23 protein-coding genes are annotated in these 24,532 nt (G+C 33.2%); 1 reads left to right on the top strand and 22 read right to left on the bottom strand.

From position 1 onward, the window contains the following. Positions 1 to 27 precede the first annotated feature (27 nt). From GKZ88_RS07915 to GKZ88_RS07900, 4 genes are all read right to left on the bottom strand, one after another. Complete coding sequence (locus GKZ88_RS07915; protein ID WP_155101843.1) at positions 28 to 942, bottom strand: response regulator transcription factor; 915 nt, start codon at positions 940 to 942, stop codon at positions 28 to 30. A 12-nt stretch (positions 943 to 954) separates the two neighbouring features. Further along, complete coding sequence (locus tag GKZ88_RS07910; RefSeq protein WP_155101842.1) at positions 955 to 1,851, bottom strand: NAD(P)H-binding protein; 897 nt, start codon at positions 1,849 to 1,851, stop codon at positions 955 to 957. Positions 1,852 to 1,970: 119 nt separating this feature from the next. Next, entirely contained in the window at positions 1,971 to 2,456 is a 486-nt protein-coding gene (locus GKZ88_RS07905) for an SRPBCC domain-containing protein (protein WP_155101841.1), read from the bottom strand. A gap of 770 nt (positions 2,457 to 3,226) precedes the next feature. After that, on the bottom strand, positions 3,227 to 3,823 hold the full coding sequence (locus GKZ88_RS07900) for an NAD(P)H-dependent oxidoreductase (protein ID WP_155101840.1): 597 nt from the start codon (positions 3,821 to 3,823) through the stop codon (positions 3,227 to 3,229). 105 nt (positions 3,824 to 3,928) lie between these two features. On the opposite strand from GKZ88_RS07900, the gene GKZ88_RS07895 reads away from it, so the two are divergent. Then, positions 3,929 to 6,436, top strand: a complete 2,508-nt coding sequence (locus tag GKZ88_RS07895; RefSeq protein ID WP_155101839.1) for a M14 family zinc carboxypeptidase — start codon at positions 3,929 to 3,931, stop codon at positions 6,434 to 6,436. A 193-nt stretch (positions 6,437 to 6,629) separates the two neighbouring features. Here GKZ88_RS07895 and GKZ88_RS07890 read toward each other — a convergent pair whose 3' ends face one another. The 18 genes from GKZ88_RS07890 to GKZ88_RS07805 form a co-directional block, all read right to left on the bottom strand. Then, complete coding sequence (locus tag GKZ88_RS07890; RefSeq protein ID WP_155101838.1) at positions 6,630 to 7,049, bottom strand: hypothetical protein; 420 nt, start codon at positions 7,047 to 7,049, stop codon at positions 6,630 to 6,632. Between the two features lie 6 nt (positions 7,050 to 7,055). Further along, positions 7,056 to 7,472, bottom strand: coding sequence for a hypothetical protein (locus GKZ88_RS07885; protein ID WP_155101837.1), 417 nt, complete (start codon positions 7,470 to 7,472; stop codon positions 7,056 to 7,058). Positions 7,473 to 7,483: 11 nt separating this feature from the next. Continuing rightward, complete coding sequence (locus tag GKZ88_RS07880) at positions 7,484 to 7,933, bottom strand: hypothetical protein (protein WP_155101836.1); 450 nt, start codon at positions 7,931 to 7,933, stop codon at positions 7,484 to 7,486. 17 nt (positions 7,934 to 7,950) lie between these two features. Then, on the bottom strand, positions 7,951 to 8,397 hold the full coding sequence (locus tag GKZ88_RS07875) for a hypothetical protein (RefSeq protein ID WP_155101835.1): 447 nt from the start codon (positions 8,395 to 8,397) through the stop codon (positions 7,951 to 7,953). Positions 8,398 to 8,494: 97 nt separating this feature from the next. Continuing rightward, positions 8,495 to 9,082 carry a hypothetical protein gene (locus GKZ88_RS07870; protein ID WP_155101834.1) on the bottom strand — a complete coding sequence of 196 codons (588 nt, stop codon included), beginning with the start codon at positions 9,080 to 9,082 and terminating at the stop codon, positions 8,495 to 8,497. Positions 9,083 to 9,291: 209 nt separating this feature from the next. Then, a complete protein-coding gene (locus GKZ88_RS07865) occupies positions 9,292 to 9,681 on the bottom strand; it encodes a DUF1801 domain-containing protein (protein ID WP_155101833.1) in 390 nt (129 codons plus the stop codon). 40 nt (positions 9,682 to 9,721) lie between these two features. Continuing rightward, positions 9,722 to 10,288, bottom strand: coding sequence for a DUF3592 domain-containing protein (locus GKZ88_RS07860; RefSeq protein WP_155101832.1), 567 nt, complete (start codon positions 10,286 to 10,288; stop codon positions 9,722 to 9,724). An 11-nt stretch (positions 10,289 to 10,299) separates the two neighbouring features. Then, on the bottom strand, positions 10,300 to 10,929 hold the full coding sequence (locus tag GKZ88_RS07855; RefSeq protein WP_155101831.1) for a hypothetical protein: 630 nt from the start codon (positions 10,927 to 10,929) through the stop codon (positions 10,300 to 10,302). 20 nt (positions 10,930 to 10,949) lie between these two features. After that, positions 10,950 to 11,381, bottom strand: coding sequence for a GNAT family N-acetyltransferase (locus GKZ88_RS07850; RefSeq protein WP_155101830.1), 432 nt, complete (start codon positions 11,379 to 11,381; stop codon positions 10,950 to 10,952). Between the two features lie 20 nt (positions 11,382 to 11,401). Further along, positions 11,402 to 12,085 (bottom strand): DUF4919 domain-containing protein, encoded by a 684-nt coding sequence (locus tag GKZ88_RS07845; protein WP_155101829.1) that lies wholly within the window; start codon positions 12,083 to 12,085, stop codon positions 11,402 to 11,404. A gap of 11 nt (positions 12,086 to 12,096) precedes the next feature. Further along, a complete protein-coding gene (locus GKZ88_RS07840) occupies positions 12,097 to 12,810 on the bottom strand; it encodes a CPBP family intramembrane glutamic endopeptidase (RefSeq protein ID WP_155101828.1) in 714 nt (237 codons plus the stop codon). A gap of 34 nt (positions 12,811 to 12,844) precedes the next feature. Then, positions 12,845 to 13,219 carry a hypothetical protein gene (locus GKZ88_RS07835; RefSeq protein ID WP_155101827.1) on the bottom strand — a complete coding sequence of 125 codons (375 nt, stop codon included), beginning with the start codon at positions 13,217 to 13,219 and terminating at the stop codon, positions 12,845 to 12,847. 128 nt (positions 13,220 to 13,347) lie between these two features. Beyond that, entirely contained in the window at positions 13,348 to 14,253 is a 906-nt protein-coding gene (locus GKZ88_RS07830) for an arginase family protein (protein ID WP_155101826.1), read from the bottom strand. Positions 14,254 to 14,267: 14 nt separating this feature from the next. Beyond that, complete coding sequence (locus GKZ88_RS07825) at positions 14,268 to 14,726, bottom strand: DUF4262 domain-containing protein (protein ID WP_230392481.1); 459 nt, start codon at positions 14,724 to 14,726, stop codon at positions 14,268 to 14,270. Between the two features lie 130 nt (positions 14,727 to 14,856). After that, positions 14,857 to 15,933 carry a DUF1254 domain-containing protein gene (locus GKZ88_RS07820; RefSeq protein WP_155101824.1) on the bottom strand — a complete coding sequence of 359 codons (1,077 nt, stop codon included), beginning with the start codon at positions 15,931 to 15,933 and terminating at the stop codon, positions 14,857 to 14,859. Between the two features lie 15 nt (positions 15,934 to 15,948). Then, a complete protein-coding gene (locus tag GKZ88_RS07815) occupies positions 15,949 to 17,397 on the bottom strand; it encodes a DUF1254 domain-containing protein (RefSeq protein ID WP_155101823.1) in 1,449 nt (482 codons plus the stop codon). A gap of 259 nt (positions 17,398 to 17,656) precedes the next feature. Next, a complete protein-coding gene (gene lpdA, locus GKZ88_RS07810; protein ID WP_155101822.1) occupies positions 17,657 to 19,045 on the bottom strand; it encodes a dihydrolipoyl dehydrogenase in 1,389 nt (462 codons plus the stop codon). Positions 19,046 to 19,382: 337 nt separating this feature from the next. Then, entirely contained in the window at positions 19,383 to 24,500 is a 5,118-nt protein-coding gene (locus GKZ88_RS07805; RefSeq protein ID WP_155101821.1) for a T9SS type A sorting domain-containing protein, read from the bottom strand. Positions 24,501 to 24,532: the final 32 nt, after the last annotated feature.

The raw sequence follows: 24,532 nt of genomic DNA, 5'->3' as shown, positions 1-24,532 counted from the left end.
AATGAATTGTATGTATCGAAATAATTTTTAATTAAATGATTGTCTGAATTCTAAAGGTGAAACATTTGTTTTGGTTTTAAATAATTTACTGAAGGATTGCTGATGCTCAAAACCTAATTCAAACGCAATTTCACTTATTGATAAACTGGTTGTCGAAAGTTTTTCTTTAGCCTTTTCGATTAATTTATTGTGAATATGCTGTTGTGTGCTCTGACCCGTAAGCAACTTTAATAAACCACTTAAATAATTGGGCGAAACATTCAAGTTTTCTGCAATAAACTGAACTGTTGGCAAACCTTTTTTTGACAAAGAATGATCGTTGAAATAATCTTCAAGTAATTTTTCCAACCGAGCTAATATCTGATGATTGCTTATTTTTCGGGTAATAAATTGTCGGTTGTAAAAACGCTCAGAATAAGTTAAAAACAACTCGATTTGAGCAATAATAACATCTTGGCTGAATTTATCAATGTTTGATTGATATTCCTGCTGAATATTTTTGATAATTCCCACAAGCATATTTTCTTCTTTGTCAGAAAGGTGTAATGCTTCGTGAACAGCATAACCAAAATAATCATATTGCTTGATTTTTTGTGCTAACGGTGTATTCCACAAAAAATCAGGATGGATCAATAATGACCATCCTGTATGTTGCAGTTCTGAGTTTCCTTCGATTGAAAAAACCTGCCCTGGCGAAATAAACATTAAAACACCTTCTTTAAAATCGTATTCCTGCTGGCCGTAGCGCATTTTGGCATTCGAATTTCTTTTGAGTGCAATCGAATAAAAATCCAACATTAAGCTTTTTGGTTCGGCTTCATTGAGATATTTCAGATCTTCAAAATTATAAACGCTGATTAACGGATGTTGGGGTTTTGGCAAATCTCTAAATTCATGAAATTCGCTGATACTTTTTATTCGGTAAGGTTGAAGATTTGCCATAGTCTAAGGTACTTATTTCTGGTTGTAAATCGAAGCAAATTCTTTTGCGTATGTTGCAAGTTTTACTTTCCCCAATTCTGCAGGTCGGTTTTGGTAATAATCTTCACCCAATGAGCCATTGTAAAGTGCAGCATACATTTCGACCAAACCTTCAGCAATTTTTGGTTGCATTCCTACGGTAATTAAGCCATTTAAAGTTTCCTGATCTGTGGTTAAAATCCATTTTAAATCAGGCTTTCCAATCGCTTCTCCTAAAATACGTGCTGTTTCATGTCCAGTAAGTTCTTCGCTTGCAATGTAACGAACTTTTTTTCCGTCAAGCGGCGTTGTAAGTTCATCTGCGATGGCGTTTGCAATATCATTTGGAGAAACCCACGGAATAATTGCATCAGCGCCATAATTGGCAGCGATAAATCCTTGATTTTTGATTACCGGAATGTAAGCCAGTAAATTGTAATAGAAAGAAGTTGGACGCATAAAAGTTATCGAAACATCTGAAAGTCTATTCAAAACGGCTTCGATTTCATTGTAACGCTGAATAATTCCTGAGTTTTTCTCTAAATGCGCTCCAATACTGCTCAGGAAAACCAAACGTTTCACGCCAGATTTTGCAATTGCTTCGGCGTAATTATTTCCGATTTTACGAGTAAAAGCATCTAGATCAAGATTTGGATCAAAATAATTTGCACGCGGAATCATGCAATAAACAGCATTTGCGCCTGTAAAACTTTCGGTCAAGAAATCTAAATCTTCAACCGATCCAATTAATGCTTTTGCACCTAATTTTTCAATTTCAGACTGATTTTCAACATTACTGCTGATAATCGAAATGGCATGTCCTTTTTGTACCAAATTATTGGCTAAAGGTTTGCTGATGTTCCCTAAAGAACCTGTAAGTATAATTTTCATTTGTTCTAATTTTTGATATTACAAAGTTGCGTAACATCAAACAAATCGTTTTAGCCAAATCTACTATTGTTGTAGCCGAAAAATATTCTAAGATTCTAAGATTCTGAGGTTTTAGGCTTCTAGTTTTCAGATAATCTCTTTTCGTTTTCAGTTTGTGGTTTTCCAGTTGCATTTGGTTCGCCTTTTCCAGTTTCAATAAGCTTTTTAAGACTGTTTTGAATATAATTTGTCCAAGCGCCTCTGCAAATTTCAAAACATTCATATTCTGATGTTAAACCAAAATGTGTAAAACGAAGTTCTGTTTTTCCATTTTTTTCTGAAATTTCAAAAGTTGGTTTTGTATTCGTCCATTCGGTTTTATCTTCAGTAAACTTAAAGTAGTTTTCTTCAACCAGCCAGACAATTTTTTGATTCGGAATTACTTCAATTAATTTTACTTTGCAACGATGAATATCTTCAAAATGATAATCAAATTCATCATTCAGTTTCGCTGTATTTCCTTCAATTTCTTCAGACCACCAGCCACGTACATTGGTGACGGCATTAAAAACTTCCTCAGCAGATTGATCGACTTGTATTGTGGTGGTAAAACTTGTTGCACTCATCTTGTTTGATTTTTAAAAGTTGTATATCAAAGTTATTCTTTAAAAATCAATTCGTTAGGGTGTTTAAGAGACAATTTTGAGGGTGTTTTAAGACAGAGTTTTAGATTTTAGAAGCAGAAAATCCATTTCCATAAGAACCATTCGTCCCGCTGTCCGCTAAATCTTTTATGGCGAACCCCGCCATAAAAGGATATCGCTCCCATCGGGGCTATAAGAGAATATCTATTTTTCAAAAGCCTTCCAAGCAACAAACCCGACAGGTTTTTAAAACCTGTCGGGTTTGTTATTTGATATGCTTTTATTTAAACTGGACTGAAGTCCAGCTCTACAATATCATTTGTTCCTTCGGAACTATAAAAGAGCCTTTGGCTCGATCCATATTGTAGGGCCGGACTTCAGTCCGGTTTAATGTTTTTTTGATGTTTATTTGTTTTCAATGATTATCAGTTTTTTCTAAAAAGACCAAACAATAAATTGATAATATAAATTGAAATTGAGATAAAAATGATTAGCAGAAGTCCAGCTCTACAATATCATTTGTTCCTTCGGAACTATAAAAGAGCCTTTGGCTCGATCCATATTGTAGGGCCGGACTTCAGTCCGGTTTGATGTTTGTTAATGTTTATTTGTTTTCAATAATTATCAGTTTTTTTGAAAATACTAATCAATAAATTGATAAGCTTTTATTTTTTGAAGATTCATAAAAATCGTTAGGCTTGTAAATATAAAATCAGTGAAAATCTGCCAAATCTGCCAAATCTGCGTGCAATCTAAGCAAAATATTTTTTAATCGTTTCTACAGTTTCTTCGATCAGCAAAAAATGCCCTTCCATCACTTTTTCCAGTTCCAAAGTACCGCCCAAAATCAGCATTTCTTTATTCTCAAAACGCTGTCCAAGTCGGTCTTCGAGCATAATTGTTTCCATGCTTTGCGCCATTTTAATTTCCTTTAAAAAAGCATTCGGATGACCCGCTGTGCATATCACTAATCCAAAAGGAATTGTTTTCATTTTCGGAAAAACTTCCGTTTGTCCGTACGCATATCCAACCGAATAAACGCGATCAAACCAGCCTTTTAATTTTGCAGGACAATCGCTCCACCAAACCGGATAAAGAAAAATAATGCAGTCGGCTTTCTCAATTTTTTTCTGCTCGGCCAAAACATCTTCCGAAATTGGAAGATCAAGTTTTGCAAATCCTTCTCTTTCATATTCCGTTTCAGATAAATCACTTTGAAAGTTTGAAGTATATAAATCAGAGATTTCGAGATTCCAGTTTTCTTTTGCAATAACACTTTTAAGTCTTTCTAAAACCTGAAAAGTATAGGATTTTTTACTCGGATGGCAGTATACAATTAGAATATTCATTTGAGTTAATTTTTTTGAAATTAATAAATCAATTAAAATTGGAGCCGTTTTTTAATTATATAAAGTTAATTCTTATTTTTAACCAACTGCAAACCATTTCCTATTATGATAAAAAACTTTTACGCTGCATTATTTTTTATAACCGCTTCAATTTCAGCTTTTGCACAATTAAAAGCGCCATCAGAATTTATTCCGAATTACGGAAAAGAAATCTCGTACTACCATCAAGTTGAAGATTATTTTAAATACCTGACTGAAAATTCAGCTTTAATAAAAAAACAGCAATATGGTTTAACAAATGAACAGCGTGATTTAGATTTATACTTTATTTCTGATGCCGAAAATCTTAAAAATTTAGAGCAAATCCGATTAAATAATCTGGCTTCAATTGGTCTTTCCGATTCAAAATCGGCGACAGCACAGGACAAAATTATCGTTTGGTTAAGTTTTAATGTTCACGGAAACGAATTTGCCGGAACCGAAAGTGCTTTAACTGTTGCGTACGAACTTTTGAATCCGTCAAATGAAGAAACCAAAAAATGGCTTAAAAATACTATCGTGATTCTGGATCCGTGCATCAATCCTGATGGTTATTCACGTTACGGAAACTGGCTAAGAGAAATATCAGGAAAAAAAACGCATCCGGGTTTGTACGACAGAGAACATATGGAAGAGTGGCCGGGTGGCAGATACAATCATTATCTATTTGATTTGAATAGAGACTGGGCGTGGCAGACACAAGTTGAATCACAGCAGCGCATAAAAGTGTACAATCAATGGATGCCTCAGGTGCATACAGATGTTCATGAAATGAGTTACAATTCGCCGTACTTTTTTCCTCCGGCGGCCGAACCGCTTCACGAATTTATTGAGCAGTACCAAAAAGATTTTTATAATGTTTTAGGAAAAAACATTTCGCAGAAATTCGACAAACAAAACTGGATGTATAATACCAGAGAGCGTTTTGATTTGTTTTATCCAAGTTACGGCGATACCTATCCAACATATAATGGTGCAGTTGGATTAACGCTCGAGCAGGGCGGAATAGGAGCAGGCCGAGAAGTAACAATGGAAAATGGAGCAAACGTAACTATAAAAGACCGTTTGACGCATCATGCTACAGCAGTTTTGACGGTTGTTGAAAGTGCGGCTTCGCAAAAAGATATTTTGTTAAAAGGCTTCAGAGATTTTCATACCAACGCCCGTATAAAAGCAAAAGGCGTTTACAATACCTATGTCTTGAAGAGCAATGCAAAACTGGAACAATTGACCGAAATGCTGAAAAAGAATGACATTGAGTTCAGTTATGCCGATGCATCGGCAAATGCTTCCGGATTTCATTATCAAAACAAAAAAAGTGAAAGCTTCAAAATTGAGCCAAACGATTTAATCATAAAAGCAGATCAGCCAAGATCAGTTTTGGCACAGGTTTTATTTGAACCAAATCAAAAACTGAATGATAGTTTATCGTATGATATTACGGCTTGGGCTTTGCCATTGGCTTACGGCGTTGAAGGGTATGCCGTAAAAAATGCAGTTTCAATCAAAACAAAAGCGGCAATTGAGATTGCTCCAAAAAACATTCCAGCCAGCGTTTATGCTTTTTATGTGCCTTGGAACAGCAGGGTTTCGGCTCAAGTGGTTTCATCATTGCATCAGGCTGGTATAAAAGTACGTTCGGCAATGAAAAAAGCAGTTTTCGGAACCATTACAATCGAGCCGGGCGGTTTAATTATAAGCCGTGCTGATAATCCTAAAACTGCCGATTTTGAAAAAACAGTCAGCGAAATCATCAAAATAAAATCCGATTACAGTTTTATCAGCACAGGATTTTCAACCAATTCAAAAGATATTGGCGGAGAAAATTTTGTTCTCTTAAAAGCACCAAAAATCTTGATGCTTTCAGGAAAAGGAGTTGTTTCAACGGAGTTTGGCGCCAATTGGCATTATCTGGACGAAGTGGTAAAATATCCTGTAAGTATTGTTGAAACTTCAAATTTCAACCGAGTAAAATTGTATAATTACAACACTTTAATACTTTCTGACGGTTCTTATGATTTTTCAGACGATCAGAAAAAACGCATTGACGAATGGATTAAAAACGGCGGAAAAGTAATTGCGATGAGCAGTGCAATTTCGTTGTTTCAGGATCGCGAAGGTTATGCTTTAAGTTTGTTTGCAAGCAAAGAAGACAAAGAAAAATCAGAAAAAGAAGAAAAGGAAATTGAGCTTAAAAAACGCTTTTTAGACTTCGAAGGCTCAGAACGAAGAGAAATTTCAGGCACTATTCCGGGTGCGATTATCGAAAATAAACTAGACAAAACGTATCCAATGGCGTTTGGTTTAGGAAACACGTATTACAGTTTGAAAACAAACGAAAGATCGTTTTCACTTTTAAAAAATGCTATTAACGTGGCGTACATTCCTAAAAACTTTTTGAGTTACGGTTTTGTTGGAAACGACATCAAGAAAAAACTTCCCGAAACAGTAACTTTTGCAGTCGATAAAAGAGGCGACGGATCTGTGATTTATATGATGGACAATCCGCTCTTTAGAGGTTTTTGGGAAAACGGAATCCTCTTATTCAGCAATTCACTGTTTTTAGTCAATTAATAAAAATGCTCTTCGGGAATTATTCAGAAGAGCATTTTTTTTATTTTGAAGCAGCAATTTTCGTTTTCAAAAAGACATTTTGTCCCGCTGTACGCTGTATCTTTTTCTGTCTAAAGAAGCCAGAAAAAGGATGCCGCTTCCATCGGGGCTAAGCCAGAACTTTTAGTTTTCACAAGAAAAAAAATGCAACGATTTATTGTCGTACAAAATACAAATCAGAACCATCAACATAAGATTTTCCTAAAATCATTTCCCCTTGATTAGAAACTCGATAAGTCCATTTTGAACCATCGATAATGACTAACTGAGTTTTTGTTTCGTTAGCAGAAGGACTTCCTGATAAATAGTCGAATTTGTATTCGTATTTGTATTGTTCTTTTTTCCCATCTTCGCTGATGGTCAAATTAGACCCTGCATCAAATGTATAAATAATGTTTTTCTCTGAATAATCAGTTATAGATTCGTGAGGGATCGGATTAGAAGCCGTACCAAATTGTAAAGTCTGAGCTCTTACTAATTTCCAGTTTCCAATCACAGGATTATGATTGTCATCATCATCGGAACAGCTTGAAAAAGCTAAAAGAATAAAAATAATAGGTAGAATTTTTTTCATCATCATTTATTTTACTTTTTTATATTTTGATGTATAACAGTCATAACATTCTGAGGCCAAAATTAATTCATCACCATTAACAGTATAAGACTCGTTTATAGAAAATTCCTGATCTATAGCATTTTCTTTTTCAGTTATAATCATATTTTTATATCCTCCGAAAATTGATTCTTTATTTACAATAAAATATTTTCTTTTCGTCGTTACAATTCCGTCAGTATAAGTGGTTAAATGCGTGGCAGAAAATTCAAGTTCAAGTTCATTTTTGTCTTTTGAAGCTGTTATCGTGCCTCCAGAGAAACCGCCAGTTGACGAAACCCAAAGCCATCGGCCTCTTAACAATCTTGCATCGTTATAATTATTATCATCATTATTGCACGAGCTCAAAATGATTAAAACAAAAAACATAAGGTATTTTTTCATTTTGAATAATTTTAGTTTAAACGAACATACTCAGAAGCATTGCATTTGTTGCAAATTTTATTGAGGTTTAGTTTATTACCATTTATTTTAAGGCCTTCAAAGCTATGAGTAGGTACAAACAGGGCTTTTTTATTTGAAATTTGATAATAGCCACCTATAACAAGAGTTTGTTGAATAGGGGTCTCTCCGCCTACTTGCTGGGTCACTATTTCAAATGTGGTATTAATAGTTAAAGTTCCATCGATATATTTTTTAAAACTGGTACCTGAAAATTCGAGCAGAATTGTTTTTTTTTCAGTTTCGGGTGTAGTAATAGTGCCGTCGACTCCATTAGTAGTACTAGTCCAGCTCCATTTTCCTTGTAGTTTTTTTGCAACTTCAGCGTCGTCATTTTTGGGAGTATCGTCATTGTTGCACGAACTCAAAAGGATTAAAACAAAAAACAAAAGATATTTTTTCATAAGGATTGATTTAGCTTTTAATCTATTTTTGGACGTTCATATTCTGATATAATGCCATTTTGGATCTCTTGTCTTATATACAGTTTATCGCCAATAATTTCAAATGAACTTATAACCGTCGGGGCAATTTGAGAAGATTTGTTGGCAAAAGTATAAACACCTTCAAATACAAACATATTTTTTTCACCACCATAAATTGATGGCTTTTTCACAACAGAAAATTTTCTGTCGTATAATAAGGTGCCATTTTCATATTCTTTAACAGAATTACCTGAAAATTCTAAAACAGTTGTTTTATTTTGCGACGCAGGTGTAAGTACAATAGTAGACGGTTCTTTAGTAGTTTTTACCCAGTTCCAACGTCCCCTTAATGACTCTTGAGCTTCAGTATTCTTTGGCTCGCTGTCATTGTTGCTGCAGGAACTAAGAACTGCTATAAATAATAATAAGTAATATTTTTTCATCGGTTTAAATTAATTGGTTTAATTTAAAGATGAAGTTTTGGTTAAAAGGTTGCGTTAATTGTATGTAATTTATTAAAATATTGTTTATTGTCCTGGTTTATTGTTTAATCAAGAGCAATTTTCTTCCTTCCAGAATCATTCTGAAACCATAAGAAATAGTTGCAAATGCACAGCCCAAACTAACAATCACGTTAGCGGCGTTTACAGTCATGATTTTTTGTGTTATTAAATAAATACCCAAAACTGCAAATAAACAAGTCCAAGTTCCCATGTAAAAATCAAAAGTACGTTTGAATATTTTAGCAAGCGGAAAAAAATGCAGTCCGACAATTAAAACAAAAAAGCAAATAAACAGTTCGTCGTGATTAATGTTCATCAAAATATTTTTGGCGACTACTATTCCGAGACCTTCCAAACCAAAAATAATCAAAAACCATTTTTCATTTTTCTTTTCTTCTTCTGTTTTTTCAATTGTGCTTTCTGGAAGATTTTTTTGAGCTTTTGTAAACTTCAAATAAAAGAATAAAAAACTCATAATGATAAGTCCTAAAAAAATGCCGGCAATGTGAAAGTCCTTATTTTCGAAATAATATTCGGCAATAAAAGCCCAAATAGAAGTATTAATAATCATGAAGAATAGGCCGCCAATTGGTTTTTCAATGTCTTTTTTTGTTAATGTATTCATTTGTGATTCAGAGCGTTTTTTTAAGTAAGTAAATTTTATTCAACACATAGAAACATAGATTTTATTTGTCGAAAAGAGCTTTAGAAAGAAACTTGTTTCTAACACATAGCCAAAACTATGTTTGTTTAAAACAAGTGAAACGCCTTTTTTGCGCCTCCTAAATCTATGTTTCTATGTGTTTGAATTAATTGCAAACGGGTTAAGTAAAATTATTTCAGGCGAATCAAAACACCTTTTCGTTTGACAATATTTTTATAATCCCATTGAATTGTTCGGGCTTTTTCAAGCCATCTTTTCAAATCGTCAATATTGATTTGGTCGACATTAGTATATCGTTTTTCGGCGGCTTTAAAACTTCCTTCGTTATGAAGACCCGATTCTTCAAATGTTTGACCGCTCCAAAAAAGCAATCTTACAGAATCTTTCAATTTACTGTAACCCGCAACCGGATTTCCTTCTAAAAACCAAACCGGATGCCTGTGCCAGATCTTGCTTTCTGCTTCGTGCAGGAATGCATTTATTTCTGCACTTAACAAATCGCATATTTTTTTGTCTTCTGCAGTTTGAGAATCGTTATAGTTTTGGATTTCTGTATTCATAATTTTAGTTTTTTGATTCGATATTTTTTAACCTAAAATATTATTCAAAAAGCGGTTTCACAAAAATGTAGGTCAGATACGTTATGCCACATCCAAAAATGAATCCCATAAAAATAGGCAGAAAAATTTCATTATTGATGCCAGTTATTAAACAGGAAATTTGAGGTTTTTTGCCATCATAAAAAACTTTTACAGAACGGCCAATTGTTGCTTGTAATTCTTTTTCGGCATGAACATAATTTATACTGTTGGTATAACTGCCATATCTTTCAGGAAATTTACTCAGAGGTTTGAACTCTTTTGCGTACAAAGAATCAGACGGTAAAGTTTGTTTTGATGTATATTGCTGTTCTTTTACAGTATAAGAGTATTCTTTTTCAATAATGAATTTAAAAGAGGTGTCTCCATCTGAAGAGAAATCTTTAAACTTTATTTCTGCATGCGTAATTTCTCCAATTGTTGAACGCCAATTTTTACTTTGAATCATTCGATATAATCCGATAAGTCCCGTAATAAAGAACCAATAGGTAACATAGATAAAAAGCGGAAAAAATATAATAATGAATACTGTTGGCAGTGTGTCAAAAGTCCAATTGTTTAAATTCATTTTTCCTGTTTTTAATTTAATACTGTGGCCGGAGTAGGATCATTTTCTTTGATTCTGATTCTGCATTTTTTTTCAATATCGTACACGTTTTCAATTCCGGAAACGTAAATAATATCTGGAACAAATTTGTCTGGTTTGTTTTTTTGGCTTTCCATTTTTCCGGTTCGGAGTTCGAACTCGAGATTCCCAGAATTATTTTTAGCGTTTATTTTGACATTTCCTGTAAATTGCTCCCAATCGGTACTGACCGTTTTTCCATTTTTAAATTGAATCAGTCTGGTTTCGGTTCCAACAAAATATCCTCCCTTTTGAAATAAAGAATAAATTGAATTTATAACCACGTAAATTCCCGCCAAAGTCAGTAAACCGATTATTCCGCCAGGAATTATTAATTCACCAAAATCATTTAAACTTGCGGTTACGGGTTCTCCATTTGACTCAAAGTGAGCTTCTTCATTTTTAAATAAAGGTCCAAAGAAACCATATATAAAAAGACTCATAAAAGCGCACATTAGAATTCCAATGAGCAACCCGCCCAATGATTTGCTGAGTGGATATTTTCGCTGTGCTTTTATGGCGAAATCTGTTTTTTCATTTTCAATTTGTTTTTTAAGATCAATGGGTAATTCTGTTAGATTCATTTTGGGGTTTATAATTTTGGTTAGTGTATGTTTTCTAATAATTCGAATAAAATATAAGTACCGTGTTCTGAGTTTCCTTTTTCCTTTTCAACAAAGCCTTTTCGTTTATAAAAATCTACGGCTTTGCTATTTTGTTCCAAGCACTTTAAAGTGACAGGAAATTTAGTTTTTTTAATTGCGGCTTTCAATAATTCAGTTCCAATATTTTTGCCTTGATGTTCCTGATCAATGTACAAATGATGAATAAAATTATTTGGCATCCAGATCGAAATAAACCCAATCGGAATATCATTTTCTAACGCGACCAAAACAGTTTCTCCCTGAATGTGTTTTTCAAAATCATCCAATTGAAATTCAGATGGATCAAGCCATGAAAAAGTTCTTTGTCTTTCGTTTAAAAACAAATTTCTTAATGGTTCATAATCTTTATTTCTAATTTCAGTTATTGTCATTTGATTTTGTAGATATGCGTTTATTTCATTAGTGCTTTAGTTTCATTTTCAAGCATTTTTTCAATATTAAAATAAATGCCGTCAACATTGTATTTGCCTTTTTCAAAACTTAGATAATCACATTTGTCAACAAGTGACTGCGCTTTGCTTTCGAGCTCAAAAACATTTAAGAGGACATATTCATGTTCGACCAAAATGACATGAAAACCAGTTTCGCATTTTTTTCCATCTCCAGAAGATAAGATCGCGTTCAAGATGCTGTGGAATTTGAATGAAGTTGTTTTTGCACTTGCTTCGTTGCCTTTTAAATGATGTGTATAAGCCAAAAGATTAAGTTGTCTAAGATCAAAAGGAAATTCGCTTAAAGTATGATTGATCAGTTTGATTGCTTCGTCATAATCTTTAGTATCCATTTTTTCTTTACCAAAAATCTCATTGAGTCTCTTTTCGTCTGGTGATCTCCAGAAAGCATTGTATTTGGGCTGAAAAACATATCCAAAATATAAATGACGAAATTCATCATGCGTCATGAGTGTGTCATTTTTAGCCAGACGATCCATTAAATTAGGATAGTAAAACGGTGATTTTTTATCTTGAATCTCTTTTTCAATTTGTTTGTAATCTGGAATTTTGAATTCATTTTCCTGTGCAAAAGAGGTGATTGCAATGAGTAATGAAACGAACAATACAATTTTTCTAATCATGGCTTTAGGATTTAGTTAATACTGCTATTTTGGATTTGTTTCAACTTATCGGGATTCTGTTTGTTTTTTTTCAAGCATAAATAGGTAACAACGGGTAATACAATAATTTGAAGAATAAAGAATATCAAAGATTCGATTCCTTCTAATTTTTTATCACTGACAATTAAAAATTGATGACCTAAGGGGCCTTTTGAAAAAACGGCAATATGGATTAAGTTCCATCCTAAATGCAAACCAATTGGAAGGTATAAGGATTTTGTTTTTGCGTAGGCAAAGGCATACATCAGCCCCCAGATTCCGGTCATTATAAATACAACCAGCATTGAAGCAGGATTTCCGATAACGCCAAATGAAAACCAATGATAAATGCCAAAGGCTATCGCCGAAGCAATACAGGCATACTTTATTCCAAATTTTTTAATTAGAATATAAAGCAAAGCGCCTCTGAAGATTAATTCTTCGAACAAAACCGAACTTAAAACCCACCAGAAACTATGAAGGAATTGAATAAATGTGAATTGCTTATTAACAGTTATAGAATTAGCAGCATAAACAGAATAGGAGAAATAATATAAAACACAAAAAAGGGATGCTCCTAGGAAACCAAAAATAAAATTAAGGCTTTGATTGGTAGTGATTTTAAAACCTAAAACAGATAAATTGGATTTGTCAAACATCCATAGAATTAACCAGGAAAGCAAGAGTTCAACAAGTATTCCAATCATAGCAGTTTTGATTTTGTATTGTAATTAATCATTTTTATTCTGTAATCCATTTTCCCTGCGCTTTGGCAAGATCAATTAAATTTTGGCCTTGTTCTGTCATTAAATTTTCTTTAATGAGTCTTTCAGCTCTTTCAATGTTTGATTTGCTCCATTTGCTGGTTTTCGGATTCCGATGTGAAAAAGTCAAATAATAACTTTCTGCGTCGCGCTTTTTGCACAGACTGTCAATCCAGCCAAAACAAAGTGCTTCTTCAGTAGCTTCGATTAAATTGACGCTTTCGGTTTTGCTTTTTTTGTGATATAAAATTAACCAAACCGATTTTTCATTTGCACCATTTTCCAAAAGCCATTTTCTCCAGTCTGCTCTTGTGGGTGCATATACTGCTAGTTTTCCGTCTTTTGTTTCCATAAAACTCATTTTAATTATTTCAGTAAAAGTAAAATGGCATTGTGACAACGGATTGTCAGTAGTAAAAATAGTATAAAATATTGAATATAAGTGTTGTGATTTTTTAAAACAGGAACTTGTTTTATGTATTATAATTTATTTCTGGATGCGTTAAAAGTATTTGAAATATTAGTGACAAAATCTTTTGTGTATTGTCCAACTGGATCTAAATCAGGATCGAGAATCGTTATTTCAAGTCCGGTTAATTTTTCGCTTTGAAACAAATAGGAGGTAAGTTCGTTAAATTCGGCATACGAAAGTCCGTCTGGTGTTCTGCTGTCAACGCACGGCATAATATTGTCATTTAAAACATCAACATCAATATGCAGAAAGAAACCGTCAAGATTTTTGGTTTTTATTTCAGAAAGAAAAGCTTCTGCGCAATTCGAAATTCCTTGTTTTCGAAGGTCATTTAAGCTAAAATATGTGGCCTCAGAATTTCGGATTTCATTTTCATACTCGTCATCATATTCACGATTGCCTACGCACCAAAGATTTTTTTCTTTAATGTAAGGGGATAAGTTTAAGATATCAGTTAGCTTTTGATGCCCGTTTCCAGTTACTAAAGATGCTGCCATTCCGCCAACGCCGCCAGTTTCAGATAAAGAAACATCCATAAAATCAGTATGACCGTCGAGGTAAAATAATCCATAATTCCCTTTTTGTTTTAAAGCGATTGCGGTTCCTAAAAGAATACTGCAGTCACCTCCAATTATAAAAGGAAATTTATTTTGTGAAAGTAAATTATTAATCAAATATGCTTGTTCACGCGCATACTCGACCAGCGAATTTGTATTGAGAATCTGAGTTTCGGGATCTTTAATAGCAGTATATCTTGGAGCATCAAGCGTCAAGACATCTTTCGGATTAATTTCTTTATGCAGATTATGTTTCCATAACCATTTAGGCAGTTTTTTTACGCCGGGCTCTTTTCCTGGTTGAGGTTCTTTCAAACCCAAATTTGATGGAAATTCAACAATACAAATTTCTTTCATTACGTTTGTTTGTTTTATATTTCAAATTTACCAATTATTTGCTGATCATATTCGTAGTTAGCTTCATTAGGAAACTTTCCATTTAAATCAGGAAAAATTAATTGTAAATATTCATAATTTTCATTCTCATAATAGTTAATTGAGCTTAGAGTATATTCTGCTAAATCTATTTTATTGACTTTTATAAAATAAACAGGAAACGTATCAATCAAATCAACTATTTTTTTATTTAGTGGAATTTCTTTAGACCTATATTTTTCTGCATACTTTTTAATTATTTCGCCTGAAAGATTTGGTCCAAGGCCAGAAATAAATAATTCAGGTATTTCAAAATTTTTAAACAAACCAGTAGAATACGTAAAAGGCGTAAAGTTTACTTCTTCTGCTACTGAAGTTGTGTGATATCCAAAGTTTTTGATGTTATCATAAACTTTTTTAAAATATACTTCTTTTTGATCTTCTTTTTGTTTCATCGACATGAATTTGAAGTCTAAATTAAGAATTTAAAAGACTTTATGTTATGTATACTTTTAATAAATATTGAAAAAAAATCCGACTTGCTTTCACAAATCGGATGAATAAGTTTTAAACGGCCAAATAATGTTATTTCACGGGTTTTGCTTCAGGAAACTTCCATTTTCCATCTAATATTTCTTTTTTTGGACGATACAATCTCACCCAATAATTCCAGTCAGGAGCAATAGGAATACAATTCGCGACTTTGCCATCGCATCCACCAAATTGTATGGTTACTGAACCATCTTTATCTTTTTTTGCTGTAATATTATTTAATGAATAAGCATTTAAGTCATTTTTTTCAAAATAGCCTTCTTTATTGTATACGCTCACAGACCAAAAACCGTTTACCGGTACATCTTTTATTTTAAGCTTGTAAATTGTTTTTCCATCATTTTGAGAAGGCTGAATTTGCAGATACATAGCATCTTTTTCCGCATTTCCGCCCCATCCGGTGGCGGTTCCTATGAGATGACGAACAGGATCAACTTCCGTTTTTAAACCAAACATGCCTTTTGTATCAGGATATTTTTTAGATGCTTCTACTAATGAGTCATGTACTCGTTTTTGACTCTCTTTATCCCAATTCGGAATCTCAAATGTTCCTTTATCTTTCTGGTCTATTTTAATCGCATTTTGCAAATCTTTAACCTTCTGCAAATCATTTTTATCATTCGGATCAATAAAGGTGCGGATGCCTAACATAATATATCGGGTTCCAATTTTTTCTTTGGTATAAGTGAAGGTGCCGGGCGCATACACTGTTTGCGAATAATGATCTTCATCTACCAGCATCATAGACATGAAGCGCTTGCCGGGATTTGGCAAAGTAATGGTAACAGGGCCAGCATCAAGGTCAAACACAGCTGATGAATATAATACATCGCGGTTGGCGCGTATAACAGTTTGATGATCTATTGGCATCAGTTCTGTAAAATGGTGAAACTTGCCCGTCCCGCCGGCTTGCTTTATGGTAACAGCAAAGTAGGCATCAGTTTCTGCCCTAGTAAAATTCTTAGCGTTAACCAGCACACCATTATTTTGTGGTGCTTCTGCGGTTGTTTCCTCTTGTATTGAATCTTTTGAAGTTGTTGTTTTATCAGCTACTTTATTACAGGCAGCAAGAAGAAGTAATGCAATCAGTGAAATAAGTTCTTTTTTCATATTTTCTAATTTTAATTATTTTACTTTTTCTAAATCATTTAATTTCCAGCTTTGATCAAATAGGTTTGGTTTTGGGCCATAAAAGCGAGCCAATATTTCAAACTTCCCTTTTGGATCTGTCGGCACCCAATTTGATTCACCGCTTGGGGGAGGATTTGGACCAAAATATAAATCGACAGTACCATCACTGTTTGTTTTTAATCCAGGTGTTTGTGACGAACGAGCGGCCCATTTGCTATTGCGAATAAAGGTATGTGTTGCCCGATTGTAGACTGTCATCGACCAATATTGCTTAATAGGAACATTTGCAGGAACATGAACTTTGTATAAAGTATTTCCGTCTAATTCATTTCCTTCTTTGTCTTCGATCTGCATTAAATAATACTGAGATTCACCGATGTGTTTGGCACTGAAAAAAGCAATCATATAACAAATGGCCCTGTTATCAATAGGATAAATTTCAGAAACGCCATACGAACTTTTTACGCTTTTGATATTCTCTTCATCAGCAGGAAAAAACCAATGTGTGTCTTTGTAAAAAGGCTTTGTTGCTTCATAATTGTATTCTAGCCAAGCTTTCGCTTTTTTTACAGCATGTGCTAAAATTTCTTTTGTACGGGCATCTGGATTAAATGGCTGGCCTCTTTTTATTCCTATTGTCTTTAGAGGGTCAATCATGACACGGTCTCTGTCTAGCCACGGTTCAGCCTGAACAATAGTGTTTAATGTTTGATAAAACGTAGCGTCATAAGCAATGGTTGAATCGTAAACATCATTGCTGGCGTCTACAAAAACAGTTGCTGGGTTTTGTGATGCTTCGCTGAGCGGATAAACTTTAATGCGTTTTGAATATGCTACCGCTGCCGCAACATCTGCCGCACTGCCACTTTTTAGCACAGATCTTAAAAGTGCATATCCGCGATAGGTATCAGATTGCATCGGAATATAACCAGCCGGTATTTTATTTTTGTCGTAACCTGGAGGCAGAAACAGATATTTTCCTCCTTTTCCTTTATCAACACCTCCAGGACCTACATCTTCAATAGCATTTTGCCAATAGGTCATCACACTTCCGTTGAAAACGCCATTATCGGCAGGTGGAATTTCAAGAACTACAGGGCCGACTTTTTCGGTATTGAAAAAAGGCATTAAATAAATGACATCAGGATTAGGTGTCAGTGTCTGATTTTTCCAATCCAACAATTTAGGCCAGATGACAACCTGATTATAATTGCCGTTTAATTTTTCAAGTGCATTGTACATCAGCTGATAATTAACTGCAGGCATTCCCCAAATGGCGGCTTCAACTCCACGCTGATAAAGAATTTCTTCTTTAATATTAGCAGGTTTAAACGCGGTTGTTACAGTATCTGTAATGGCTGTCTGTTCGGTTGTGTTTTTTGGAGTCTGATTGCAGGATGTGAAGAAAAGCACTGTCAAAAAAGGGAAAATTATTTTTTTCATAATATCAATTTATTAATAATTAGAAATAATAGTCAGCTTTTAAAGATCTGATATTGTCAGATTTATAGCTAAAATTACGAAAAAATATGATTTTTGATTGTATTTGATTGAATTTTAATTACTTGCGTTTTTACTAATTTTGATCTGCTTATTGAATACTTGAAAGCCATTAAAAAAAACGGCACAAAAAAAATCCGACTTGCTTTCACAAATCGGATTTTAAATTGAAAATTATATGTAACCGTAAAACGGTCTATTTTTACAAGTGAATTACTTCGCCGTAAGCATCAGCAACAGCTTCCATAACAGCCTCGCTCATTGTTGGGTGAGGGTGGATAGATTTAAGAATTTCATGACCTGTAGTTTCAAGTTTACGAGCTACAACTGCTTCAGCAATCATATCTGTAACACCAGCACCAATCATGTGGCATCCTAACCATTCTCCGTATTTAGCATCGAAGATTACTTTTACGAATCCATCTGGAGTTCCGGCAGCCTTAGCTTTTCCTGAAGCTGAGAATGGGAATTTACCAATTTTTAATTCGTATCCTTTTTCTTTGGCTTGTTTTTCAGTTAAACCAACAGAAGCAATTTCAGGAGTTGCATATGTACAACCCGGAATGTTTCCGTAATCGATTGGGTCTACATGTAAACCAGCGATTTTTTCAACACAGTTAATTCCTTCAGCAGAAGCTACGTGAGCCAAAGCCTGACCTGGAGTAACGTCTCCAATTGCATAATATCCAGGAATATTAGTTGCGTTGTAAGCGTTTACTAAGATTTTATCTCTGTCAACAGCAATTCCAACTTCTTCTAAACCAATGTTTTCGATATTAGTTTTGATTCCAACTGCAGAAAGTACGATATCAGCTTCAAGAACTTCTTCACCTTTAGCAGTTTTAACAAATGCTTTTACTCCAGCACCTGTTGTATCAATTTTTTCTACAGAAGAGTTGGTCATTACTTTAATTCCGGCTTTTTTCAAAGAACGCTCAAATTGTTTTGAGATATCTTCGTCTTCTACAGGAACTACGTTTGGCATAAATTCTACGATAGTTACATCAGTTCCCATTGAGTTGTAGAAATGAGCGAACTCAACTCCAATTGCTCCAGAACCAACAATAATCATAGATTTTGGCTGTGTTGGCAAAGTCATTGCTTGACGGTAACCAATTACTTTTACACCATCTTGAGGCAAGTTTGGCAACTCACGAGAGCGAGCACCAGTTGCAATGATAATGTGATCAGCGCTGTATTCAGTAACTTTATTATCTTTATCAGTAACGTCAAGTTTTTTACCTGGTTTTAGTTTTCCAAAACCTTCAATAACGTCAATTTTGTTTTTTTTCATCAAGAACTGAACTCCTTTGCTCATTCCTTCAGCAACACCACGGCTACGTTGAACCACTGCAGGGAAATCTTTATCGAATTCAGAAACTTTCAATCCATAATCAGAAGCATGTTTTAAATAATCAAAAACCTGAGCTGATTTTAATAATGCTTTTGTTGGGATACATCCCCAGTTCAAGCATACACCACCAAGGTTTTCTTTTTCAACTACAGCTACTTTAAAGCCTAATTGTGAAGCTCTAATCGCTGTTACATAGCCTCCAGGACCACTTCCTAAAACAATAACGTCGTATTTCATTTTTTTTGCTTTTAGTATTAACTATCGAAAATGAAGTTTATATTTCCGAAACTCATCTTTCGATTTCTTCTTTTGTTATTTGTGATTGCGAATTTAAGGATTTATTTTAAATGAACACCTGAAATTTTGTTTTTAAAGACACAGATTTTGGTCTTTTCACAGAGATTGAATGAAAAGTTATAGGAAAAGGTAAAAAAAGAAAAATATACTGTTATTTTTTAATAAAATCTCAGCAAAGTTACTGGTGCAAAATTGTGACTTGAAGTTTTATAAATTAAAAACCACATCTTTTAAATAAATAAAAGTGTGGTTTTTAGTTTTAAAATATAAATAGGATTTACTGAATTATAATCTTTTTGACAATATGTGCATCTTCATTTTCTAAGAAAATATAATAAACGCCATGGGGAGTTCCTTTTAGATTAATGTGATTTTCGTCGTTTTCAGAATTTAAGCGTATCACTTTTATTAGCTTACCTGAATTATCGTAAATACTTGCTTTTTTCAGTGAAGCATTCATTATATAAAAATCTCCGTTTGATGGATTTGGATAAATAGTTGCCTTGTTAAAAACTACATCAGCAGTTCCTAAAGAGCTGCATTTTGCAGTATATTTTGCTGTAACATCTTTAGCATTAGACCAATTTGCATTAGAATAAGCTGGATCATCAACTTTAATACAAGATAGTTGAGTATTGCCTTTGAAATCTAAATTTACTAAAAGAGCATTGTGCCCGTTTTGTAAGTTTAATTCAGATAAATTATTATTAGAAGTGTTAATGTCTGTCAGATCTGGGTTTTTTGATAAATCAAGACTTGTTAGCTGATTATTTGAAACGTCGATTTTTGTCAACAAAGTATTGTTTGACAAATCTAAACTTTTCAATCCGTTTGAAGTTGAAATTGATTTTCTAACAATAACCTTTATTCCATTGACATAAAATTCTTTTAGTAATTTATTGTTTGAAATGTTCACACTTGTTAAAGGGTTATTCGAAATATCCAAATAAGTTAATTGTGTATTAGAAGATAAGTCAATTGTTGTAATTAAATTTCCAGTACAAATTAAATTTTCTAAAGCTGTAAAATTTTCAAGACCTGTTAAATCACTGATATTAGAATTTGAAATGTCTAAAGTTTTAATGCTTGAAATGCTTGAAGTTGATACTTTTCCATTTTTTCCATCTGTATCAATTCCTGCTGTGATAAGAAAATTTTCAAAATTAGGATCAGTAATTATTGTAGAATTTTTGCAATCAGTGCTAAAACTTGCTAATGCATCCTTTCTAGAAGACCATTTTTCATTTGAGTAAGCAACATTGTCAACTTCTATACAAGTTAAATCAGGATTGTCTCTAAAATCTATTCTATAAATGATTAAATTAGGATCAAAGTTATAACCGTCAAATAAAGTGTTATTTCCGTTTTTTAGATTCAGATTTTTTAATTTATTTGATTCGCATTCCAACGAGCTTAGGTTTTTATTATTTGAAACGTCAAGATATGTAAGTTCGTTATTAGCACAATCGAATGTCCCGAGTTTCGTATTGGCAGAAACATCCAGAGTAGTCAATTTGTTATTATTACAATATAGAAATTGCAAGTTTATGTTTTTAGAAACGTTTAAGCTTGTAATTAGATTCAAACTACAATCAAATGAACTTAATAAAGTATTAGTTGAGGCATCTATGTTTGTTAGTTTGTTTCCATAAACTAGTAATCTTGTTAATGCAGTATTTCCAGAAACGTCTAATGCAGTTAGTTTATTTGTATTACAAACTAATGTATTCAAGGCAGTATTTTTAGATACATTTAAAGTACTATATTGATTATTTCCAGCCCATAATTCTAATAGTTTGGTGTTAGTACTAATATCTAAGTTGTCGATTTGATTTGATGTACAAGTCAATGATGTCAATTCTGTATTTTTTGATACATTTAAAATTGTAAGTGAATTATAGCCAACATTTAATTTTGTTAAGGCAGTATTGTTAGAAACATCTAAATACGATAATTTGTTGGATGAACATTCGAGCGAAGTCAGATTTTTGTTTTTAGCTACATCTAAAGTACCTAATTTATTAGCAGTACAATTAAGCGAAACCAAATCGAGATTTTGAGATAGATCTAAATAAGTTACAAGATAATTATTGTTGCAATCTAATGTTCGTAGAGCTTTGTTTTTTGTAATATCTAAAGCAATCAAAGTGTAATTTCCATTACATTTTAAAGAAGTTAAAGAGGTAAAAGCTTCAAGACCTGTTAAGTTCGTAATAGAACTATAAGAAATATCCAAATCAGTTATTTTATTAACACTTGAAGTTAATACTCTTCCATCTGGAGTTCCAGAATCAATTCCTAATGTAATTAATTTTTTCTCAAAATTGCTATCAGGAATCAAAGTATATGTAGCAGACTGGCAGTCTGTCGAATAATTTGCTGCAGCATCTTTGGCATTAGCCCAATTTGTAGTTGAAGTTGCAGCATTGTCAACCTGAATGCAAGTTAAATTTGGGTTTACTTTAAAGGAGATGCTTTGTGGCGCAATTAATTCGTTTTTACCATTTTTTAAGTTTAAACTTCTTAAATCGTTATTGTTGCAAAATAAACCTACCATAGCAGGATTGCTTGAGATGTCTAATGCTGTTAGTTTGGTGTAATCAGTTGATAAATATCGTAAAGTTGGAATTTTTGAGATGTCAAGCTCTGTAATAAGGTTGTGGCTTACATTTAAATTATCCAGTTTAATATTTTTTGAAACATCAATTGATGTAAATTTATTAACGTGGCAATTTAACGAAATCAACAGGGGGTTGTTCGTAACATCTAAATTCGCTAGTTGATTGTACGAAACGTCAAGTACAGTTAAGTTAACATTTTTAGAAACATCAATCGTAGTTAGTTTACCATTTCCGCCATCACCTAAACGTCCTGTATTCCCATGACAATATAATCTTTGTAATGCTGTAAAGTCTTGTATTCCTGTTAGATCGGTAATGATTGTGTTAGTGCCTAAATCTAATATTGTTAAAGAAGAAACATTAGAAGTTAATACTTTTCCATCAGGAGTTCCAGAATCAATTCCTAAATCAATAAGTTTATTTTCAAAATTAATGTCAGGAATCAAAGTATATAGAGTAGACTGGCAGTCTGTAGAATAATTTGCTGCAGCATCTTTGGCATTAGCCCAATTTGCAGTTGAAGTTGTGGCATTGTCAACCTGAATGCAAGTTAAATTTGGGTTTACTTTAAAGGAGATGCTTTGCGGAGCAATTAATCCGTTTTTACCATTTTTTAAGTTTAAACTTCTTAAATCGCTATTGTTGCACAAGAGACCAACGATTGCAGGATTCTTTGAAATGTCTAATGCTGTTAATCTAGTATAATCAGCAGATAAATAACGCAAAGTTGGAATTTCCGAAATGTTAAGTTCTGTAATAAGATTGTTGCTTATATTTAAATTATCCAATTTAACATTTTTAGAAACATCAATTGCTGTAAGTTTATTTACACTACAGTTAAATGAAATAAGCAAAGGGTTATGTGTAACATCTAGACTTGTAATTTGATTGTATGAAACGTCTAATACAGTTAAATTCACGTTTTTAGAAATATCAACAGTAGTTAATTTACCATTTCCGCCATCACCTGCACGTCCTGTATTTCCATGGCAAAATAATCTTTGAAGAGCCGTAAAATCTTGTATTCCTGTTAGATCGGTAATGGTCGTGTTAGTACCTAAATCTAATATTGTTAAAGAAGAAACATTAGAAGTTAATACTTTTCCATCTGGAGTTCCAGAATCAATTCCTAAATCAATAAGTTTATTTTCAAAATTGATGTCAGGAATCAAAGTATATGGAGTAGACTGGCAGTCTGTAGAATAATTTGCTGCAGCATCTTTGGCATTGGCCCAATTCGCAGTTGAAGTTGCAGCATTGTCAACCTGAATGCAAGTTAAATTTGGGTTTACTTTAAAGGAGATGCTTTGCGGAGCAATTAATCCGTTTTGACCATTTTTTAAATTTAAACTTCTTAAATCGTTATTGTTGCAAAATACACCTACTAAAGCTGTATTGCTTGAAAGGTCTAATGCGGTTAGTTTGGTATAGTAAGCTGATAAATAACGTAAAGTTGGAATTTTTGAGACGTCAAGCTCTGTAATAAGGTTGTGGCTTACATTTAGATTATCCAGTTTAATATTTTTTGAAACATCAATGGATGTAAATTTATTAACGTGGCAATTTAACGAAATCAACAGTGGATTGTTTGTAACATCTAAACTCGCAAGTTGATTGTACGAAACGTCAAGTACAGTTAATTTAACATTTTTAGAAACATCAATCGTAGTTAGTTTACCATTTCCGCCATCGCCTAAACGTCCTGTATTTCCATGACAATATAACCTTTGCAATGCTTTAAAGTCTTGTATTCCTGTTAGATCGGTAATAGTTGTGTTAACTCCCAAATCCAATTGTGTTACAGAAGAAATATTTGAAGTTAAAACTATTCCGTCTGGGGTTCCAGAATCAATTCCTAAAGAAATAAGCTTGTTTTCGAAATTAATATCAGGAATCACAGTGTAGCCTGGACAGGTTGCAGCGTAACTTGCAGTAGCATCTTTTGCATCTGCCCAGTTTGAATTGGAGTAGGTCACATTGTCTACCTGTATACAAGTTAACGTTGGATTGTTTGCAAAAAGGTTTGGACCTCTATTTAGCAATGTGTTTTTCCCACTTTTTAGATTTAAGCTTACAAGTTTGTTTGACGATACATCAATATTTCTGAGTTCTGTCATTTTTGAAGCATCTATTAAAGTGATTTGGTTATTTCCGCAAAACAAATGCATTAAACCTGTATTCTTAGTAACATCAAGCACATTTTTTATCTTATTGTTAGTGCAATTCAAAAAAATAAGGAAAGGGTTGTTTGTTAAGTTTAATGAACCAATTAAGTTATCTGAACAGTAAAGTTTACTCAGTTGTCGATTTTTAGATGTATTTAAAGAAGTTAATTGATTTTGGAAACAATATAATTCAGTTAAAGCTGTGTTTTGTGAAACATCCAAAGTTGTTAATTGATTGGTGTAACAATCCAAGATTTGAAGAAATGGATGCTGTTTAACATCCAAGCTTTTTATTTGATTTGAGTAACAAGATAAAGTAACCAGTTTAGTGTTTTTTGTAACATCTAAAGCAGTTAATTCGTTGTATGCACATTTTAAGGTCTGAAGATTAACAAAGTCTTGAATACCTGTAAGATCTTTGATTGAAGAAGAACTTACATCTAAGGAAGTAATAGATGAAATATTCGATGTTGGTATTTGTCCGTCTAGGATCGTATCTAATCCTAGTGAAATTAACTTTGCTTCAAACTTTGGATCTGGAATTAAAGTGTTTTGTGCAAAAGAGGATAGAGTAATTAAAAACAGTAAAACAAGTAGTTTTCTCTTCATAAAAGTGTCTTTGGGTTGATTTGCAAGTTTAC

The organism is Flavobacterium sp. LC2016-01, from assembly GCF_009711135.1.
Taxonomy (GTDB): Bacteria; Bacteroidota; Bacteroidia; order Flavobacteriales; family Flavobacteriaceae; genus Flavobacterium.
The sequence above is the reverse complement of the archived record's forward strand: the minus strand, read 5'-3'. Positions and strand labels throughout refer to the sequence as shown.

What these genes read in the sequence shown, in the direction of transcription:
- GKZ88_RS07910 (WP_155101842.1), bottom strand. Translation starts at nt 1,851, where the DNA reads ATGAAAATTATACTTACAGGTTCTTTAGGGAACATCAGCAAACCTTTA.
- GKZ88_RS07840 (WP_155101828.1), bottom strand. Translation starts at nt 12,810, where the DNA reads ATGATTGGAATACTTGTTGAACTCTTGCTTTCCTGGTTAATTCTATGG.
- GKZ88_RS07835 (WP_155101827.1), bottom strand. Translation starts at nt 13,219, where the DNA reads ATGGAAACAAAAGACGGAAAACTAGCAGTATATGCACCCACAAGAGCA.
- GKZ88_RS07895 (WP_155101839.1), top strand. Translation starts at nt 3,929, where the DNA reads ATGATAAAAAACTTTTACGCTGCATTATTTTTTATAACCGCTTCAATT.
- GKZ88_RS07865 (WP_155101833.1), bottom strand. Translation starts at nt 9,681, where the DNA reads ATGAATACAGAAATCCAAAACTATAACGATTCTCAAACTGCAGAAGAC.
- lpdA (WP_155101822.1), bottom strand. Translation starts at nt 19,045, where the DNA reads ATGAAATACGACGTTATTGTTTTAGGAAGTGGTCCTGGAGGCTATGTA.
- GKZ88_RS07855 (WP_155101831.1), bottom strand. Translation starts at nt 10,929, where the DNA reads ATGAATCTAACAGAATTACCCATTGATCTTAAAAAACAAATTGAAAAT.
- GKZ88_RS07870 (WP_155101834.1), bottom strand. Translation starts at nt 9,082, where the DNA reads ATGAATACATTAACAAAAAAAGACATTGAAAAACCAATTGGCGGCCTA.
- GKZ88_RS07830 (WP_155101826.1), bottom strand. Translation starts at nt 14,253, where the DNA reads ATGAAAGAAATTTGTATTGTTGAATTTCCATCAAATTTGGGTTTGAAA.
- GKZ88_RS07880 (WP_155101836.1), bottom strand. Translation starts at nt 7,933, where the DNA reads ATGAAAAAATATCTTTTGTTTTTTGTTTTAATCCTTTTGAGTTCGTGC.
- GKZ88_RS07905 (WP_155101841.1), bottom strand. Translation starts at nt 2,456, where the DNA reads ATGAGTGCAACAAGTTTTACCACCACAATACAAGTCGATCAATCTGCT.
- GKZ88_RS07890 (WP_155101838.1), bottom strand. Translation starts at nt 7,049, where the DNA reads ATGAAAAAAATTCTACCTATTATTTTTATTCTTTTAGCTTTTTCAAGC.
- GKZ88_RS07815 (WP_155101823.1), bottom strand. Translation starts at nt 17,397, where the DNA reads ATGAAAAAAATAATTTTCCCTTTTTTGACAGTGCTTTTCTTCACATCC.
- GKZ88_RS07860 (WP_155101832.1), bottom strand. Translation starts at nt 10,288, where the DNA reads ATGAATTTAAACAATTGGACTTTTGACACACTGCCAACAGTATTCATT.
- GKZ88_RS07845 (WP_155101829.1), bottom strand. Translation starts at nt 12,085, where the DNA reads ATGATTAGAAAAATTGTATTGTTCGTTTCATTACTCATTGCAATCACC.
- GKZ88_RS07900 (WP_155101840.1), bottom strand. Translation starts at nt 3,823, where the DNA reads ATGAATATTCTAATTGTATACTGCCATCCGAGTAAAAAATCCTATACT.
- GKZ88_RS07875 (WP_155101835.1), bottom strand. Translation starts at nt 8,397, where the DNA reads ATGAAAAAATATTACTTATTATTATTTATAGCAGTTCTTAGTTCCTGC.
- GKZ88_RS07805 (WP_155101821.1), bottom strand. Translation starts at nt 24,500, where the DNA reads ATGAAGAGAAAACTACTTGTTTTACTGTTTTTAATTACTCTATCCTCT.
- GKZ88_RS07915 (WP_155101843.1), bottom strand. Translation starts at nt 942, where the DNA reads ATGGCAAATCTTCAACCTTACCGAATAAAAAGTATCAGCGAATTTCAT.
- GKZ88_RS07820 (WP_155101824.1), bottom strand. Translation starts at nt 15,933, where the DNA reads ATGAAAAAAGAACTTATTTCACTGATTGCATTACTTCTTCTTGCTGCC.
- GKZ88_RS07825 (WP_230392481.1), bottom strand. Translation starts at nt 14,726, where the DNA reads ATGAAACAAAAAGAAGATCAAAAAGAAGTATATTTTAAAAAAGTTTAT.
- GKZ88_RS07885 (WP_155101837.1), bottom strand. Translation starts at nt 7,472, where the DNA reads ATGAAAAAATACCTTATGTTTTTTGTTTTAATCATTTTGAGCTCGTGC.
- GKZ88_RS07850 (WP_155101830.1), bottom strand. Translation starts at nt 11,381, where the DNA reads ATGACAATAACTGAAATTAGAAATAAAGATTATGAACCATTAAGAAAT.